12 protein-coding genes and 4 tRNA genes are annotated in these 14,488 nt (G+C 62.9%); 3 read left to right on the forward strand and 13 right to left on the reverse strand.

What is annotated here, in order from left to right; translation table 11 throughout:
- Window positions 1–3 precede the first annotated feature (3 nt).
- The 13 genes from A9O65_RS02095 to A9O65_RS02155 form a co-directional block, all read right to left on the reverse strand.
- Window positions 4–1,068, reverse strand: a complete 1,065-nt coding sequence (locus tag A9O65_RS02095; protein ID WP_064701228.1) for a methylenetetrahydrofolate reductase — start codon at window positions 1,066–1,068, stop codon at window positions 4–6.
- Entirely contained in the window at window positions 1,068–1,526 is a 459-nt protein-coding gene (locus tag A9O65_RS02100) for a methylenetetrahydrofolate reductase C-terminal domain-containing protein (protein WP_064701229.1), read from the reverse strand. Before A9O65_RS02100 ends, A9O65_RS02095 begins: the two co-directional genes overlap by 1 nt.
- A gap of 107 nt (window positions 1,527–1,633) precedes the next feature.
- On the reverse strand, window positions 1,634–2,647 hold the full coding sequence (locus tag A9O65_RS02105) for a CobW family GTP-binding protein (protein ID WP_064701230.1): 1,014 nt from the start codon (window positions 2,645–2,647) through the stop codon (window positions 1,634–1,636).
- Window positions 2,648–2,878: 231 nt separating this feature from the next.
- Window positions 2,879–4,699 carry a SurA N-terminal domain-containing protein gene (locus tag A9O65_RS02110; RefSeq protein WP_064701231.1) on the reverse strand — a complete coding sequence of 607 codons (1,821 nt, stop codon included), beginning with the start codon at window positions 4,697–4,699 and terminating at the stop codon, window positions 2,879–2,881.
- 197 nt (window positions 4,700–4,896) lie between these two features.
- Complete coding sequence (gene hbs / locus A9O65_RS02115; protein ID WP_013332105.1) at window positions 4,897–5,169, reverse strand: non-specific DNA-binding protein Hbs; 273 nt, start codon at window positions 5,167–5,169, stop codon at window positions 4,897–4,899.
- Between the two features lie 176 nt (window positions 5,170–5,345).
- Complete coding sequence (lon, locus tag A9O65_RS02120) at window positions 5,346–7,754, reverse strand: endopeptidase La (protein WP_064701232.1); 2,409 nt, start codon at window positions 7,752–7,754, stop codon at window positions 5,346–5,348.
- A gap of 166 nt (window positions 7,755–7,920) precedes the next feature.
- Window positions 7,921–9,201 (reverse strand): ATP-dependent Clp protease ATP-binding subunit ClpX, encoded by a 1,281-nt coding sequence (gene clpX, locus A9O65_RS02125; protein ID WP_064698237.1) that lies wholly within the window; start codon window positions 9,199–9,201, stop codon window positions 7,921–7,923.
- A gap of 76 nt (window positions 9,202–9,277) precedes the next feature.
- Window positions 9,278–9,898 (reverse strand): ATP-dependent Clp endopeptidase proteolytic subunit ClpP, encoded by a 621-nt coding sequence (clpP, locus tag A9O65_RS02130; RefSeq protein WP_064698236.1) that lies wholly within the window; start codon window positions 9,896–9,898, stop codon window positions 9,278–9,280.
- 84 nt (window positions 9,899–9,982) lie between these two features.
- A complete protein-coding gene (gene tig, locus A9O65_RS02135) occupies window positions 9,983–11,338 on the reverse strand; it encodes a trigger factor (RefSeq protein ID WP_064698235.1) in 1,356 nt (451 codons plus the stop codon).
- Window positions 11,339–11,619: 281 nt separating this feature from the next.
- A tRNA-His gene (locus tag A9O65_RS02140) sits at window positions 11,620–11,694 on the reverse strand.
- 25 nt (window positions 11,695–11,719) lie between these two features.
- Window positions 11,720–11,794: transfer RNA gene (locus tag A9O65_RS02145), tRNA-His, on the reverse strand.
- Between the two features lie 52 nt (window positions 11,795–11,846).
- Window positions 11,847–11,923 (reverse strand) — tRNA-Arg (locus tag A9O65_RS02150).
- 68 nt (window positions 11,924–11,991) lie between these two features.
- A tRNA-Pro gene (locus A9O65_RS02155) sits at window positions 11,992–12,068 on the reverse strand.
- 171 nt (window positions 12,069–12,239) lie between these two features.
- Between A9O65_RS02155 and folD the strand changes: the two genes are divergently transcribed.
- The 3 genes from folD (at window position 12,240) to mtnN (ending at window position 14,458) form a co-directional block, all read left to right on the forward strand.
- Window positions 12,240–13,100, forward strand: coding sequence for a bifunctional methylenetetrahydrofolate dehydrogenase/methenyltetrahydrofolate cyclohydrolase FolD (gene folD / locus A9O65_RS02160; RefSeq protein WP_064701233.1), 861 nt, complete (start codon window positions 12,240–12,242; stop codon window positions 13,098–13,100).
- A 70-nt stretch (window positions 13,101–13,170) separates the two neighbouring features.
- Window positions 13,171–13,644: an S-ribosylhomocysteine lyase gene (locus tag A9O65_RS02165; protein ID WP_064698233.1), complete on the forward strand. Its 474-nt coding sequence runs from the start codon at window positions 13,171–13,173 to the stop codon at window positions 13,642–13,644.
- A 73-nt stretch (window positions 13,645–13,717) separates the two neighbouring features.
- Complete coding sequence (mtnN, locus tag A9O65_RS02170; protein ID WP_064698232.1) at window positions 13,718–14,458, forward strand: 5'-methylthioadenosine/S-adenosylhomocysteine nucleosidase; 741 nt, start codon at window positions 13,718–13,720, stop codon at window positions 14,456–14,458.
- Window positions 14,459–14,488 lie beyond the last annotated feature (30 nt).

Raw genomic sequence — 14,488 nt, forward strand, 5'->3', positions numbered from 1 at the left:
ACCTCAACTCGATGCCGCGGCCGGCAGGTCACCGGCCGCCTCGGGCGCTTCCGGATTGAGCTCGGCGGGATCGTCCCGACCGGGATACCAAGGCACCCGCCCTTCGAGCACCCCGGTTTCCTCGATGATGCGCGCCACCGTGGCTTCCTGTCGGTAGGCCATGATGTGGGCGCCGCTGACGCCTTCGATCTCGCGCACTTCCTGCAGGATGTCCCGACACAGGCGAGCACCTTCCTCGCGTTGATCGCTCGCCCCTTCGAGACGGCGAATCACGGCATCGGGAATGTGGATGCCAGGCACATTGTCGCGTATCCAACGCGCGCTGCGCGCCGAGGCCAAAGGCCCCATGCCGACCAGTACATGGAGTCGGTCGGGCCCTTCCAGCAGGCCGTAATCGGCGACTTCGGCCATGAAGTCCCGCAAGGTGGCGGTATCGAAACAGTACTGCGTCTGGATGAAGCGCGCCCCGGCCGCTGCCTTCTTGGCCAGGCGCTGGGCCCGCCAGGCCCGGGGCGGCACGAAGGGATTCGCCGCCGCGCCGAGAAACACCCGCGGGGGCGAGTCGATCGGCCGCCCGCTCTCGAAGCAGGATTCATCGCGCATCCGCCTCGCCATCTCGAGCAACGACAGCGAGTCGAGGTCGAAGACCGGCCGGGCATGGGGGTGGTCGCCGGCCTGGACGCCATCCCCGGTCAGGCACAGCAGGTTGCAGGCGCCCATGGCTGCCGCCCCGAGAATCTCACCCTGCATGGCGATCCGGTTACGGTCGCGGCAAGACATCTGCAGGATGGTCGCGTAGCCGACGCGCGTCAGCAGCGAGCAGACGCCGACGCTGGACATATGACAGTTGGCGCCGGAACCGTCAGTGGCATTGATGGCATCGACATAGCCATCGAAGATAGCGGCACGCCGCAGGACCTCCGCCGGATCCGCCGAATCCGGCGGGTCGATCTCGGTGGTCACGGCGAAGCGCCCGGCTCGCAGAACCCGCTCGAGCCGACCCGGCGAGACATGTCCCGGCAACACGGGAAGCGAATACCCGGGAACCGGCTCGTCATCGAACTTCATCACCGGCCTCCTGCATCATGCTCACCCCGCGCCACCCGCAACCAGGAAGAGGTGCCCTCCAGCGAGGCATCCACGGGCAGCTGCACGACATGAATGCGGTCCCCATGCTTCATGCGCTGGCTGCCCTCCCAGGCATCCAGCCATACGCAGCGCATCTCCGGCTTCACCTCGCAGCCACCATCCTCGCGCACCCCGCCGCAAGGGCCGTTGCGCAAGCGCTTGGGGCAATTCATGGGACACGACATACCCGTCGAGCTCAGCACGCAATGGCCGCACATCTGGCAATCGAACAGCAGCCCCTTGATGGCTCGCTCGAGACGGGCCACCGGCGCCTCGAGACGCGCATAGCCGATACGCTCCAGCAGCGGTGCCGAACGCTGGAGCATGACCTCAAGGCCTGCATAGAGCAGTTCGAAGGCACGGGCATGGCGCACTGCCCAGCGTCGTACTCGATACATGGCGACTCCTGGCAATCGCGAGATTTCTCCACCGAGACGACTTTTGCTTCGTAGCCTAGGAGGGCGACGACGCAGGCACATCCATCAGGACGACAATGACGTGTGCGTCACCGTCGTGACGCGAGACAGGCGGTCACGGACGCTTCCAGGTGCTCGGCATCGGGCATGGACGCCGGCTCGCCCAACACCTCCAGGCGAGAATCATGGCGCCAGACACTCGGCCAGCTCTCCGTCACCCCCGACACGCGATTGTAGAACCACCACCCATGGTCGGTATGGAACACTCCCTTGACGCGCAGCGCTGCCGGCAGTGCCTCGAGCCGGCTTTCCAGGGCATGTCGATCGAAGCGATCCCGGAAATGCCAACGCCAGCCCAGGCTTGCATGCCCCAGGGCATGGCCTTGCTCGAATACCGGACCCCCCTGGCGCGGCTCCCTCGAGAGACTCGAGGGTCGAGACTCGGCGTGATGGTGCGACACCGGTGAGGCGAGCGTCTCGCCGACACCGGGGTCGGCCGCGAGCACCCATTCGCTCGGCAACCGACCATATGGCGCCTCGCGCACCCAGCGCCGCGGTGGCCATAATCCTTCGAGCCAATGACGCGCCGCTGCCATCTGTCGAGCGGAGGCGAGATCGGTCATGGTCAATGCCACGGCATCGGCCATGCGGAGTTGATCGCGAAATGTCTCGTGGGCCATGGCCCGGGCATCGTCCAGGCGGCGCGGATCCAGCACGGCTACCACGCCGCGAATATCGAGGACGTCGGCGAACCCCTCGCCGCGCAACAGATCCAGCAAGCCCGCGGGATGCCCCAGGCCCGAAGGCTCGATGATCAGGCGATCCGGACGCTGGCGACGCAGTAACCTGACAAGCGACGCGCGCAACACCACGGCTTGCTGACAGCACAGACAGCCGCCGGGCAACGCCTCGACGACCAGGTCGGCACGCTCCTCGAACATCGCCTGGTCGATACCGACACGGCCGAATTCATTGATGACCACGGCCCAGCGCTCCCCTGCCGGCTTGCTGGCCAGCAAATGGTGGATCAGCGAACTCTTGCCGGCCCCGAGAAAGCCGGTGATCACATGCACCGGCACAGCTGACAGTCTCGATCGGCTCATTGGCCACTCCCTTTCAGCCGCCCGATATTCCCTGGTGTGACGACAAGCGGCACACTCGCCTTGCTTCCTCACGATCGGAGGCGTGAGGTGTCGCCGACACAAGAGAAGATGGAGATAACGGTATAATAGAAGTTGGCGACACTTTCCTCGCCACAGCCTCATGAATCAAGAGGCCAACAATGAAAAAGGGGCCAAGGCCCCTTTTTCATGATACGTCTCGAGCAGGTGCCGTCAGAACCGCTCGATGTCTGCCTGCTCACGCAGGTAGCCAAGCAGGCCGTTGACGGCTGCCTGGGCGCGTAGCTGCTGCGCCATGCGCGCAACATAGGCCTCGCTCTGCTCATCGACCTGCCCATCGCTCACCTCGTCCAGGGCGATCAGCACGACACGCTGCCCATCGACTGCACGACCGTAGACGGTCTCGTCGCCTTCCGGGTGCGGCAGACGGAAGACCGCGTCCACCACCGGCTGGGCGAGCCCGGTATCATCCTGACGGCTCAGCGTCTCGGCCGGCTGCCAGTCGATCGCTGACGACTCGCCGGAGCGCAGCGCCTCGATCCGTCGATCCGCCTCGGCCGTCAACGCCTCGCGCACCTTGAGTGCCTGGACGGCATCGACCACCTGGGAGCGCACCTCTTCGAGCGGCAGGGTCGTGGCCTCACGATGGTCAAGCACACGCAGGACCATGCGGCGATCCTCGTCGAGCTCAATGACCTCGCTGTTGAAGCCCTCTTCGAGCACATCCGGCGTGAAGGCACGGCGCATCACGCCCGGCTCGGCGAGAATGCCCGAGGCGTTGTCACGGCTCACCCAATCGGTGGTCTGACGCTCGAGTCCCAGATCTTCCGCCACGCTCTGCAGGTCCTCGGCAGCAAAGCTCTCGTCGATCAATCGCTGGGCGCGGTCATCGAAAGCGGTCGAAACCTGCTCCCGCGCTACCTGGCGTGCCAGCCGATCACGCGATTCCTCGAACGAAGGCCGGTCCAATTCGGTCACCTTGATCAAGTGCAGGCCATTGTCGGTTTCGACGACATTCGAAACCTGCCCCTCGCTCAGCGAAAACGCCGCCTCGTCGAACGCCTCACCGAAGAAGCCGCGGCTGATGACGCCAAGGTCGCCCCCTTCGCCGCTGGTCGAGGTATCGTCGGAGTACTCGGCGGCCAGGTCGGCGAAGGACTCGCCTTCGGCGAGGCGCTGCTGCACTTCCTCAAGGCGTGCCTCGGCCTCTTCCCGAGTCCGCTGCTCACCGAAATCGACCATGATGTGCGACACACGACGATCGGCATCGGCGGCCTCGGCATTCCAGGCGTCACGCAAGGCTTGTTCGCTGACTTCTTCCTGCTCGGCCATCCGCTCGCGATCGAGCACGACATAGGCCAGCTTGACCTGCTCCGGACGCTGGTAGTCGTCGGCATGCGATTCGTAATAGGCCTGGAGCTCCTCGTCGCTGGCCTCGGGACGGCTCTCCAGATCGTCGGCAGTCAAGACATGCTGGCGGAATTGGCGAGTCTGGCGCTGCAGGGCAGCCAGCCGCTGTTCTTCGCTTTCCAGGCTGAACTCACTGGCGGCCAGCCCCTGTTGCAACTGACGACGTTTCATGTCCGCACGCAACTGGTCACGGAAGGCCAGCGGCGTGAAGCCGGCGCTGGAGAGACGGTTACGGAACAGTTCCTGAGAGAAGTTGCCGTCCTGATCCTGAAACTCGGGCAGATTGACGATCAATTGATCGATCTGGCTTTCGGAAAGGTGCAGCCCTCCCTGCTCGGCGTATTGGGTCAACAGGCGTTCCGAGATCAGGCTGTCGAGCATCTGGGCGCGCAATTCGCGTTCCTGCTCGGGAGGCACCTGGCCGCTGCGAATGGCGCGCTGAACCTGGAGCTCTAACTGCTGACGCGAGATCGACTCGCCATTGACCTTGGCGACATCGTCACCGTCGTTGCCCAGCAATCCGATCAGCGACTCCGCGCCGAACAATGCCATGGCCACCACCACGGCACCGATGATGATCTTGGCGCCCCAACTGGCGGAGCGGTCACGAATACTTTGCAGCATGCAGGCCTCTGCTGAATGAAGAGTGTCGGAACGCGCCACATTATACGCATCCTCGAGGGGCTGGCGACCCTCGGCGCACGTGGTGAGCCGTCCCCCTTTCGGCCCGGACCGGACGTCAGAAAACAAAACAGGCGCACCGCGAAGCGATGCGCCTGTATGGACCCGACGTCAACGGTAGTCGGCGATACGCGACAAGCTCAGTTGACGGAATCCTTCAGCGCCTTGCCGGCCTTGAAACTCGGCACCTTGGCGGCGCTGATCTGAATCGGTTCACCCGTCTGCGGGTTACGACCGGTGCGTGCCGCACGCTCCTTGACAGTGAAGGTACCGAAACCCACCAGGGACACGCTATCACCCTTCTTCAGGCTATCGGCCACGGCGTCCACCATGGCATCCAGCGCGCGCGAGGCAGCGGCTTTGGGAATATCGGCAGACGCGGCAATGGCTTCGATCAGCTCGGATTTATTCACACTTCACCCCTTGACTGTTTCGTAAATTGGCTCTAATCGGCGAGACTTACGGCTGAGTGACGCGATCACAGCATAGCGCTAGTTTATAGCAATGTGATGAAAGGCATGTCAAGCGACCATCCCTGATAATCCCCATCATGCCGGGCTTTTCGCCTCGGCATGATGGCGAAAAAACGTCAGTGTGTACTGATCATTGAGTGAGAAGAGGCCGGCTCTTCCGCTCTTGTTTCTTCGTTATCCGAACCTGCTTTTTCGGCTAACGCAACGTCGAGAACCTCGTCGATCCACCGAACGGGGCGGATATCCAGAGCATCCTTGATGTTATCAGGAACCTCCTTCAAGTCCCGGCGGTTCTCCTCCGGAATAAGCACCGTCTTTATACCACCCCGCCTGGCCGCCAGCAATTTCTCCTTGAGCCCCCCGATCGGCAGCACCTCGCCACGCAGGTTGACCTCGCCGGTCATCGCAACGTCACAACGCACGGGACGACCAGTGTAGGCCGAAATCATGGCGGTGACCATGGCGATGCCGGCACTCGGTCCATCCTTGGGCGTGGCACCTTCGGGAACGTGGATGTGCAGGTCTTCCTTCTCGAAGCGCTCCGGGTCGACACCAAGCGAGATCGCCCGGGCCCGCACCACCGTCTGAGCGGCACTGACCGACTCTTTCATCACGTCACCCAGCGAGCCGGTCTTGTCGAGCCGCCCCTTGCCGGGCGTGACCACGGACTCGATATTGAGCAGCTCGCCGCCCACCGAGGTCCAGGCCAGGCCCGTCACGCGGCCGACCTGATCCTCCTGATCGGCCAGGCCATAGCTGTAGCGACGCACGCCAGCATAAGACTCGATGTCCGCCGCCGACAGGTGATCGGGCGCCTGGGCACCTTCCTTGCTCTCCTGCTCGAGACGCTGACGCAGCACCTTCCGGCAGACCTTGGCGATCTGGCGCTCGAGCTCACGCACACCGGCTTCGCGGCTATAATAGCGAATCAGCTCCAGCAGGGCCTCGTCGGAAAACGATAGCTCGTCGTCCTTGAAGCCGTTGGCCTTGAGCTGCTTGGGCACCAGGTAGCGTCGAGCGATGGCCAGCTTCTCGTCCTCGGTATAGCCCGGCAGACGGATCACCTCCATCCGGTCGAGCAGCGGGCCGGGGATGTTCATCGAGTTGGCGGTACAGATGAACAGCGTCTCTGAAAGATCATAGTCCAGCTCGAGATAATGGTCGCTGAACTTGTCGTTCTGCTCCGGATCGAGCACCTCGAGCAGCGCCGAGGCAGGGTCGCCGCGATGATCCATGCCGATCTTGTCGACCTCGTCGAGCAGGAACAGCGGATTCTTGACCCCGGCCTTGCTCATGCGCTGCACCATCTTGCCCGGCAACGAGCCGATGTAGGTCCGGCGATGGCCGCGAATCTCGGACTCGTCACGCACACCGCCGAGCGCGAGGCGCACATACTTGCGGTTGGTCGCGCGAGCGATCGACTGACCCAGCGAGGTCTTGCCCACCCCGGGCGGCCCGACCAGACACAACACGGGCCCCTTGAGCTTCTTGACCCGCTTCTGCACGGCCAGGTACTCGAGGATGCGCTCCTTGACCTCTTCCAGGCCGTGGTGATCCTCGTCGAGCACCTTCTGGGCATGCTGGATATCGTGACGCACCCGGGTACGCTTCTTCCAGGGTACCGACGTCAGCCAGTCCAGATAGGAGCGAACCACCGTGGCCTCGGCGGATGACGGCGACATCATGCGCAGCTTGCCGAGCTCCTGCCGGGCCTTCTCCGCTGCCTCCTTGGGCATGCCGGATTCCTCGATGGCCTGCTCGTACTTGTCGGCCTCGTTGGGCACGTTCTCGAGCTCGCCCATCTCCTTCTGGATGGCCTTCATCTGCTCGTTGAGATAGTACTCGCGCTGGGACTTTTCCATCTGGTCCTTGACCCGCGAACGAATACGCTTCTCGACCTGGAGCAGATCGATCTCGGACTCGATCAGCGCCATCAGGTGCTCGACCCGGTCGCGCACCCGGTCCATCTCCAGCAGCTGCTGCTTGTCATCGATCTTCAGCGACAGATGCGCACAGATGGTATCGACCAGTCGGCTCGGGTCCTCGATACCGGACAACGAGTTCAGTACCTCGTTGGGCACCTTCTTGGACATCTTGACGTACTGCTCGAACTGGTTCAGCAGCACGCGGACGAGGGAATCCTGCTCGCGCTCGGTCAGCGGCTCGCTCTCGCGCAGTACCACCTCGGCACGGCTGTAGCCCTCGTCAACGGACTGGATGTCACGAATATCGGCCCGGGACTCTCCTTCGATCAGCACCTTGACGGTACCGTCGGGCAGCTTGAGAAGCTGCATGATCTCGGCCACGGTACCGATGGAGAAGAGGTCCTCGTTGTCCGGATCGTCCTTGCTGGCCTCGCGCTGTGCCACCAGCAGCACACGCTTGTCGGCCTCCATCGCCGTTTCCAGCGCCTGGATGGATTTCTCCCGGCCGACGAACAGCGGAATGACCATCTGCGGGTAGACGACCACGTCCCGCAGCGGCAAAAGGGGCAGACTCAGGGTCTGTTCGGCGTTCTGCTGCATCGCAGACGTTCCTCAAACGATTCGGGTGAATACCAAGGGGATGGGGACGATACCCCGACATTGCAAGGTCGCGGCGACAGCGTGGCACAGAAAAGGGCCGCCAGGCGGCCCTTTCGTGACGTCTCCCTGTCCGGGGCCCCGAGACGGGACCGGCCACCTCGGCAGATCAGCCGCCAGTGCCGTCGACCCGTGGCTCGTCCTGCTGCTGGGAATAGATCAGCAGCGGCTCGCTCTCGTTGGCGATCACCGAGGCATCGATCACCACCTTGGAAACGCCCTCGATGGAGGGAATCTCGTACATGGTGTCGAGCAGCACCGATTCGAGAATCGAACGCAGACCACGTGCCCCGGTGTTGCGCGCCATGGCCTTGGCGGCCACCGCCCGCAGGGCATCCTCGCGGAAATCGAGCTCCACGTTCTCCATGTCGAACAGACGAGCGTACTGCTTGATCAAGGAGTTCTTCGGCTCGGTGAGGATCTGGATCAGGGCGTCCTCGGTGAGCTCTGTCAGGGTCGCGATCACCGGCAGTCGACCGACGAACTCGGGAATCAGCCCGAACTTGACCAGGTCTTCCGGCTCGACCTCGAGCAGCAGGTCGCCGACACCCTTGGTCTCGTCCTTGGTCTTGACCTCGGCGTTGAAGCCGATGCCACCCTTTTCGGCGCGGTCGCGAATGACCTTGTCGAGACCGGCGAAGGCCCCACCGACGATGAAGAGCATGTTGGTGGTGTCGACCTGCAGGAACTCCTGCTGGGGATGCTTGCGCCCCCCCTGGGGCGGCACCTGGGCCGTCGTGCCCTCGATCAGCTTGAGCAGCGCCTGCTGAACGCCCTCACCCGAAACATCGCGGGTGATGGAGGGGTTGTCCGACTTGCGCGAGATCTTGTCGATCTCATCGATGTAGACGATGCCGCGCTGGGCCTTGTCCACATCATAGTCACACTTCTGCAGCAGCTTCTGGATGATGTTCTCGACATCCTCGCCGACGTAACCGGCCTCGGTCAGCGTGGTCGCATCGGCGATGGTGAAGGGAACATTGAGAAGACGCGCCAGGGTCTCGGCCAGCAGGGTCTTGCCGCTGCCGGTGGGACCGATGAGCAGGATGTTCGACTTGCCCAGCTCGACCTCGTCCTTGGCCCCGTAGCGCAGACGCTTGTAATGGTTGTAGACCGCCACCGACAGCACCATCTTGGCGCGGTCCTGGCCGATCACGTAGTCGTCGAGAGTGTGACGAATCTCGCGCGGGGCGGGCAGGCGCTCCTCATCGCTCTCGGCATCGGCATCGAGAACTTCCTCGCGAATGATGTCGTTGCACAGGTCGACACACTCATCGCAGATATATACGGACGGACCGGCAATCAGCTTGCGCACCTCGTTCTGGTTCTTGCCGCAGAACGAGCAATACAGCAGCTTGCCGTCTTCGTCCTTGCCTTTGCCGTCGGCCATTCGCGTACCTCTCTCGCAGCGGCGACCCTGCGGTCGCCGGGAATCACGTAATCAGAGCGTGGTGAATTTCACGCTATCAGGATGTCGGCCGCTTATCCAGCACGGCATCGATCAGACCATATTCCGCTGCCTGCTCGCCGTTCATGAAGTTGTCGCGGTCGGTATCCTTGGCGATCGTCTCGAACTTCTGGCCGGTATGATGCGCCAGAATCTGGTTGAGGCGCTCACGGATGCCGAGAATCTCGCGGGTATGGATCTCGATATCGGACGCCTGCCCCTGGTATCCCCCGAGGGGCTGGTGAATCATCATCCGCGAATTGGGCAGGCAGTAACGCTTGCCGTGAGCCCCACCGGCCAGCAGCAGCGCCCCCATGCTGGCCGCCTGGCCGATGCATACCGTGGAGACATCCGGCTTGATGAACTGCATGGTGTCATAGATCGACATCCCCGCCGTGACGGAGCCACCCGGTGAATTGATGTACAGGTGGATGTCCTTGTCGGGGTTCTCGGATTCCAGGAACAGCAGCTGTGCCACCAGCAGGTTGGCCGTGTAGTCCTCGACCGGGCCGACCAGGAAGATCACGCGTTCCTTGAGCAAGCGAGAATAGATGTCGTAGGACCGCTCGCCCCGTGCGCTCTGCTCGACCACCATCGGCACCAGGCCGCCGGCGGATTGGATATCGAACTCGTTATTCATCTGGGTGATGTCCTTGCATCCGATGTATGGAAGCGGCGGCTGATACCCCGCCCGGTCCAGGCCGGGCGGAGCTGTCGGGAAGGATCAGGCCTGACGTTCTTCGGCCTCTTCCTCGGCTTCCTCGTCACCACCACCTTGTTGCTGGGCTGCCGCGAGTGCCTCCTGGTAGCTCATTTCCACGTCCTTGACGCTGGCCTGCTCGAGCAGCACATCGACGGCCTTCTCTTCCAGAACGGCGGACTTGACCTGATTTTTCATCTGGTCATTGCCCATGTAGTACTCGACGACCTGCTCCGGCTCCTGGTACTGCTGTGCCAGTTCCTCGACCTTGGCCCTGATATCGTCATCGCTGGCGTCGAGCTCGTTCACCTTGATGACTTCGGCCAGCAGCAGGCCGATCTGCACACGGCTCTTGGCCTGCTCGGCAAACAGCTCGTCAGGCAACTGACTGACGTCGAAATCCTCGCCAAGACCAAACTGCTGAGCCGCCTGACGCTTCAGGCCATCGGTTTCCTGCTGGATCAGCGCCTGGGGAACCGGAATGTCGTTGGCCTTCTTCAGCGCTTCGAGCACTTGCTGCTTGACGCGGTTGTCAACGGCCTGCTCGGCTTCGCGAGTCATGTTCTTCGCGATTTCCTCACGGAACCTGTCCAGATCGCCGTCTTCGACGCCGAACTGCTTGACGAACTCGGCGTCCACCTCGGGCAGCGCCTGAGCCTTGACCGCGTGAACCTTGACCTTGAAGGTCGCTTCCTGGCCGGCCAGCTGCTCGGCCTGGTAATCCTCGGGGAAGGTGACCTTGAGCTCCTTGTCCTCACCGGCCTTGGCACCGATCAGCTGCTCTTCGAAGCCGGGGATGAAGCTGCCGGAGCCGATCACCAGCTCATGACCTTCGGCGCTGCCACCCTCGAAAGGTTCGTCGCCCAGGTATCCCTGGAAGTCGATGGTCAGCTGGTCGCCATCTTCGGCGGCACGCTCGACCTCTTCCCAGCTGGCATTCTGCTTGCGCAGGGTCTCGATCATCTCGGCGACGTCGGCATCGGCCACCTCGACGACCGGGCGCTCGACCTCGGTGCCCTCGATGGAGGACAGCTCGACTTCCGGATAGATTTCCAGCGTCGCGGTGAACTCCAGATCCTTGCCGGCCTCGTTGACGTCGGTCTCGATCTGCGGGTTGCCGGCCGGATTGAGATTCTCGTCGGTGATGGCGCGGACGTATCGCTCACGCATCACCTCGCCGACCACCTCGTTACGCACTTCGCTGCCATAACGCTGGCGGATGACCGACATCGGGACCTTGCCCTTGCGAAAGCCATCCATGCGCACGGTCTTGGCGGCGTCCTTCAGACGGGCGGTGACGGCCTCATCGATTTCGGCGGCCGGCACCTGCACCTTGACGCGGCGTTCAATCTGGGAGGTCGTATCGACGGAAACTTGCATGAATTGTCCTCTACACCGACGGGGGCGTTGGTTCTGTGGATAGCGTTGAAACGTTCAAAGGAGGGAATTCTATGAATCCCGCTACGCACTGGCAAGCGCCATGCCCTGACAAATGAGGGCTAAACGGCACACTTCAAGGGGAATACAGGAAAAGAATTGTTACCGACACCGCGAAACACCAGCGCCGTAAGGCAACGACGGCATGGTATCGCCCACCACGTCAGACGTCTGTGGAGCAAATTCGCGAAGCAACTTGACGGGGCATCATCAGAGGGAGGCAATGGGGTGGATGATGGGGATCGAACCCACGACCACCGGAGCCACAATCCGGGGCTCTACCACTGAGCTACATCCACCACTGCCTGGATAGGGTGTGTCGACTGGGGTGGATGATGGGGATCGAACCCACGACCACCGGAGCCACAATCCGGGGCTCTACCACTGAGCTACATCCACCATGGACGACACTGCTCGACCGGCCCGTTCCGCCAGACGGGAACCACTGACATGGCACGCCCAGCAGGACTCGAACCTGCAACCTACGGCTTAGAAGGCCGTTGCTCTATCCGGTTGAGCTATGGGCGCATTCTACGTTCCCAAGCGCCTTCCCGCAAGCCACTGACGAAAAATCTTGCTTTTCAATCAACAGCTTGTGGTCGGGGTGGAGGGATTTGAACCCCCGACATCCTGCTCCCAAAGCAGGCGCGCTACCAAACTGCGCTACACCCCGCCGGCTCTTGCACGGCCCTGACGTCGCCGCAGAGGCCTCGCCAAGCGCTGCGTATTCTACGGAACTTTCCCCCACCGTCAAGTCGATAGCCTCACCACCTTCGCTTTGCCTGGACGTCCGGTCATGCGAAAATCGCCTTTTCCACCCATCCGACCACCAGAGGGAAGCTCGATGACCGCCCAACTGATCGATGGCAAGTCCATTGCCGCCCGCGTTCGCCAGCAGGTTGCACGCCAGGTGCAGGTACGCCGCGAGGCCGGCGCGCGCACTCCCGGACTCGCCGTCGTGCTAGTGGGCGAAGACCCTGCCTCGCACGTCTATGTCCGCAACAAGCAGCGTGCCTGCGAGGAAGCCGGCATCGATTCGGTCAAGCACCGGCTGCCCGCCGACACCTCCCAGGAGGACCTCGAGGCACTGGTGGATGAACTGAACGCCGACACCAGCATTGATGGTATTCTGGTCCAGCTTCCCCTTCCCGAGCACCTCGACCCTCGCCCCATTCTCGAGCGCATCCACCCGCACAAGGACGTCGATGGCTTTCATCCCTACAATCTCGGCCGCCTCGCCCAGCGTCTGCCCCTGCTTCGCCCCTGCACACCCAAGGGCGTGATCACCCTGCTGCAGGAGAGCAATCTCAAGGTGCGCGGCATGGATGCCACCGTGGTCGGAGCCTCCAACATCGTCGGCCGCCCCATGGCCCTCGAGTTGATGCTGGCCGGCTGCACCACCACCGTCTGCCATCGCTTCACCCGCGATCTCGAGGCGCATGTGCGCCGCGCCGAACTACTGGTGGTGGCCGTGGGCATGCCTGGCCTGGTCAAGGGCGAATGGGTCCGCGACGACGCCATCGTCATCGACGTGGGGATCAATCGTCAGGAAGATGGCCGCTTGATCGGCGATGTGGAATTCGAACCTGCCGCCGCCAGGGCCAGCCACATCACGCCGGTGCCCGGCGGAGTCGGCCCCATGACCGTCGCCTCCCTGCTCGAGAACACTCTGCTAGCTGCCGAGATGCACGACGCCATGGCGTGAGTGCCGTGCAAGACCCACGAATCTCGGTTAAAATATGCCGCCTAATTTTTCCGACTCGCGAGGTGCCGCGATGAGCGACAAGATGAATGTGGAGAGCTTCAACCTCGACCACACCAAGGTGAAGGCGCCCTATGTTCGCCTGGCCGACATCAAGACCGGCCGGCACGGCGACACCATTCACAAGTACGACCTGCGCATCTGTCAGCCGAACAAGGCGCACATGGAGATGCCCGCGCTGCATTCCCTCGAGCACCTGATGGCCGAGCTGTCTCGCAACCACTCCGAGCAGGTCGTCGACATCAGCCCGATGGGATGCCAGACGGGCTTCTACATCGCCATGATCAACCATGACGACTACGACGGCGTGCTCGCGCTGATCGAAGGCACCCTGAAGGACGTGCTCGAGGCCGAGGAAGTGCCGGCCTGCAACGAGATGCAATGCGGCTGGGCCGCCAGTCACAGCCTGGAAGGCGCCAAGGATCTTGCCCGCGACCTGCTGGCACGCCGCGACGAATGGACCCAGGTCTTCGCGGAAGCCGGCTGACGGCCTGCCCCGCTCGGTATCCTGACCATCGGCCGCGCTTGCCATCCACCTTTCACAGCGGAGACCCGGATAGATGAAACGCATCGGCATCATCGGCGCCATGTCCCAGGAGGTCGCTCAACTGGCGGCGATGCTGGAGCATCGCGAGACACGCCACCATGTGGGCAGCACCTTCCATAGCGGCCGCCTCCACGGTGTCGAGGTCGTGATCCTGCAATCGGGCATCGGCAAGGTGAACGCCGCCGTCGGCACCACCCTGCTGCTCGACATGTATCAGCCCGAAGCGATCATCAACACCGGCTCCGCCGGAGGTTTCGGCGAAGGACTCGAGATAGGGGACGTGGTGGTATCCAGCGAAGTGCGCCACCACGACGTGGATGCCGTGGTCTTCGGCTACGAGCATGGCCAGGTGCCGCAGATGCCGGCTGCCTACCTGCCCGACGAACGCCTGGTACGAGTGGCGCGTGAAAGCGTCGAAACCATGAACGAGGTCAAGGTGGTCGAGGGGCTGATCGCCACCGGCGACGTCTTCATGGCCTGCCCGGAGCTGGTCGAGCAGACACGCTCTCGCTTTCCCACCATGCTGGCCGCCGAGATGGAAGCCGCAGCCATTGCCCAGACCTGCCACCTCTATGGCTGCCCCTTCGTGGTGATCCGCGCGCTCTCCGATATCGCCGGCGGCGGCGACAATCACCTGTCCTTCGAGGAATTCCTGGTGCGGGCCGCCGATCACTCGACACGCATGGTCAGCGCCATGGTCGGGCGTCTGGCAAGCGAGACGGTCGCCGTGGAAGACGCCACGACCGAGTCGTGATCCCGGATATCACGCCCCTCGCCTGAACCC

This window comes from Halomonas caseinilytica (assembly GCF_001662305.1).
Lineage (GTDB): Bacteria > Pseudomonadota > Gammaproteobacteria > Pseudomonadales > Halomonadaceae > Halomonas > Halomonas caseinilytica.

Coding starts and splice junctions, on each gene's coding strand:
- tig (WP_064698235.1), bottom strand. CDS start 11,338: ATGCAAGTTTCCGTCGATACGACCTCCCAGATTGAACGCCGCGTCAAG.
- A9O65_RS02165 (WP_064698233.1), top strand. CDS start 13,171: ATGAGCGACAAGATGAATGTGGAGAGCTTCAACCTCGACCACACCAAG.
- lon (WP_064701232.1), bottom strand. CDS start 7,754: ATGCAGCAGAACGCCGAACAGACCCTGAGTCTGCCCCTTTTGCCGCTG.
- A9O65_RS02100 (WP_064701229.1), bottom strand. CDS start 1,526: ATGTATCGAGTACGACGCTGGGCAGTGCGCCATGCCCGTGCCTTCGAA.
- mtnN (WP_064698232.1), top strand. CDS start 13,718: ATGAAACGCATCGGCATCATCGGCGCCATGTCCCAGGAGGTCGCTCAA.
- clpX (WP_064698237.1), bottom strand. CDS start 9,201: ATGGCCGACGGCAAAGGCAAGGACGAAGACGGCAAGCTGCTGTATTGC.
- A9O65_RS02095 (WP_064701228.1), bottom strand. CDS start 1,068: ATGAAGTTCGATGACGAGCCGGTTCCCGGGTATTCGCTTCCCGTGTTG.
- folD (WP_064701233.1), top strand. CDS start 12,240: ATGACCGCCCAACTGATCGATGGCAAGTCCATTGCCGCCCGCGTTCGC.
- A9O65_RS02105 (WP_064701230.1), bottom strand. CDS start 2,647: ATGAGCCGATCGAGACTGTCAGCTGTGCCGGTGCATGTGATCACCGGC.
- clpP (WP_064698236.1), bottom strand. CDS start 9,898: ATGAATAACGAGTTCGATATCCAATCCGCCGGCGGCCTGGTGCCGATG.
- A9O65_RS02110 (WP_064701231.1), bottom strand. CDS start 4,699: ATGCTGCAAAGTATTCGTGACCGCTCCGCCAGTTGGGGCGCCAAGATC.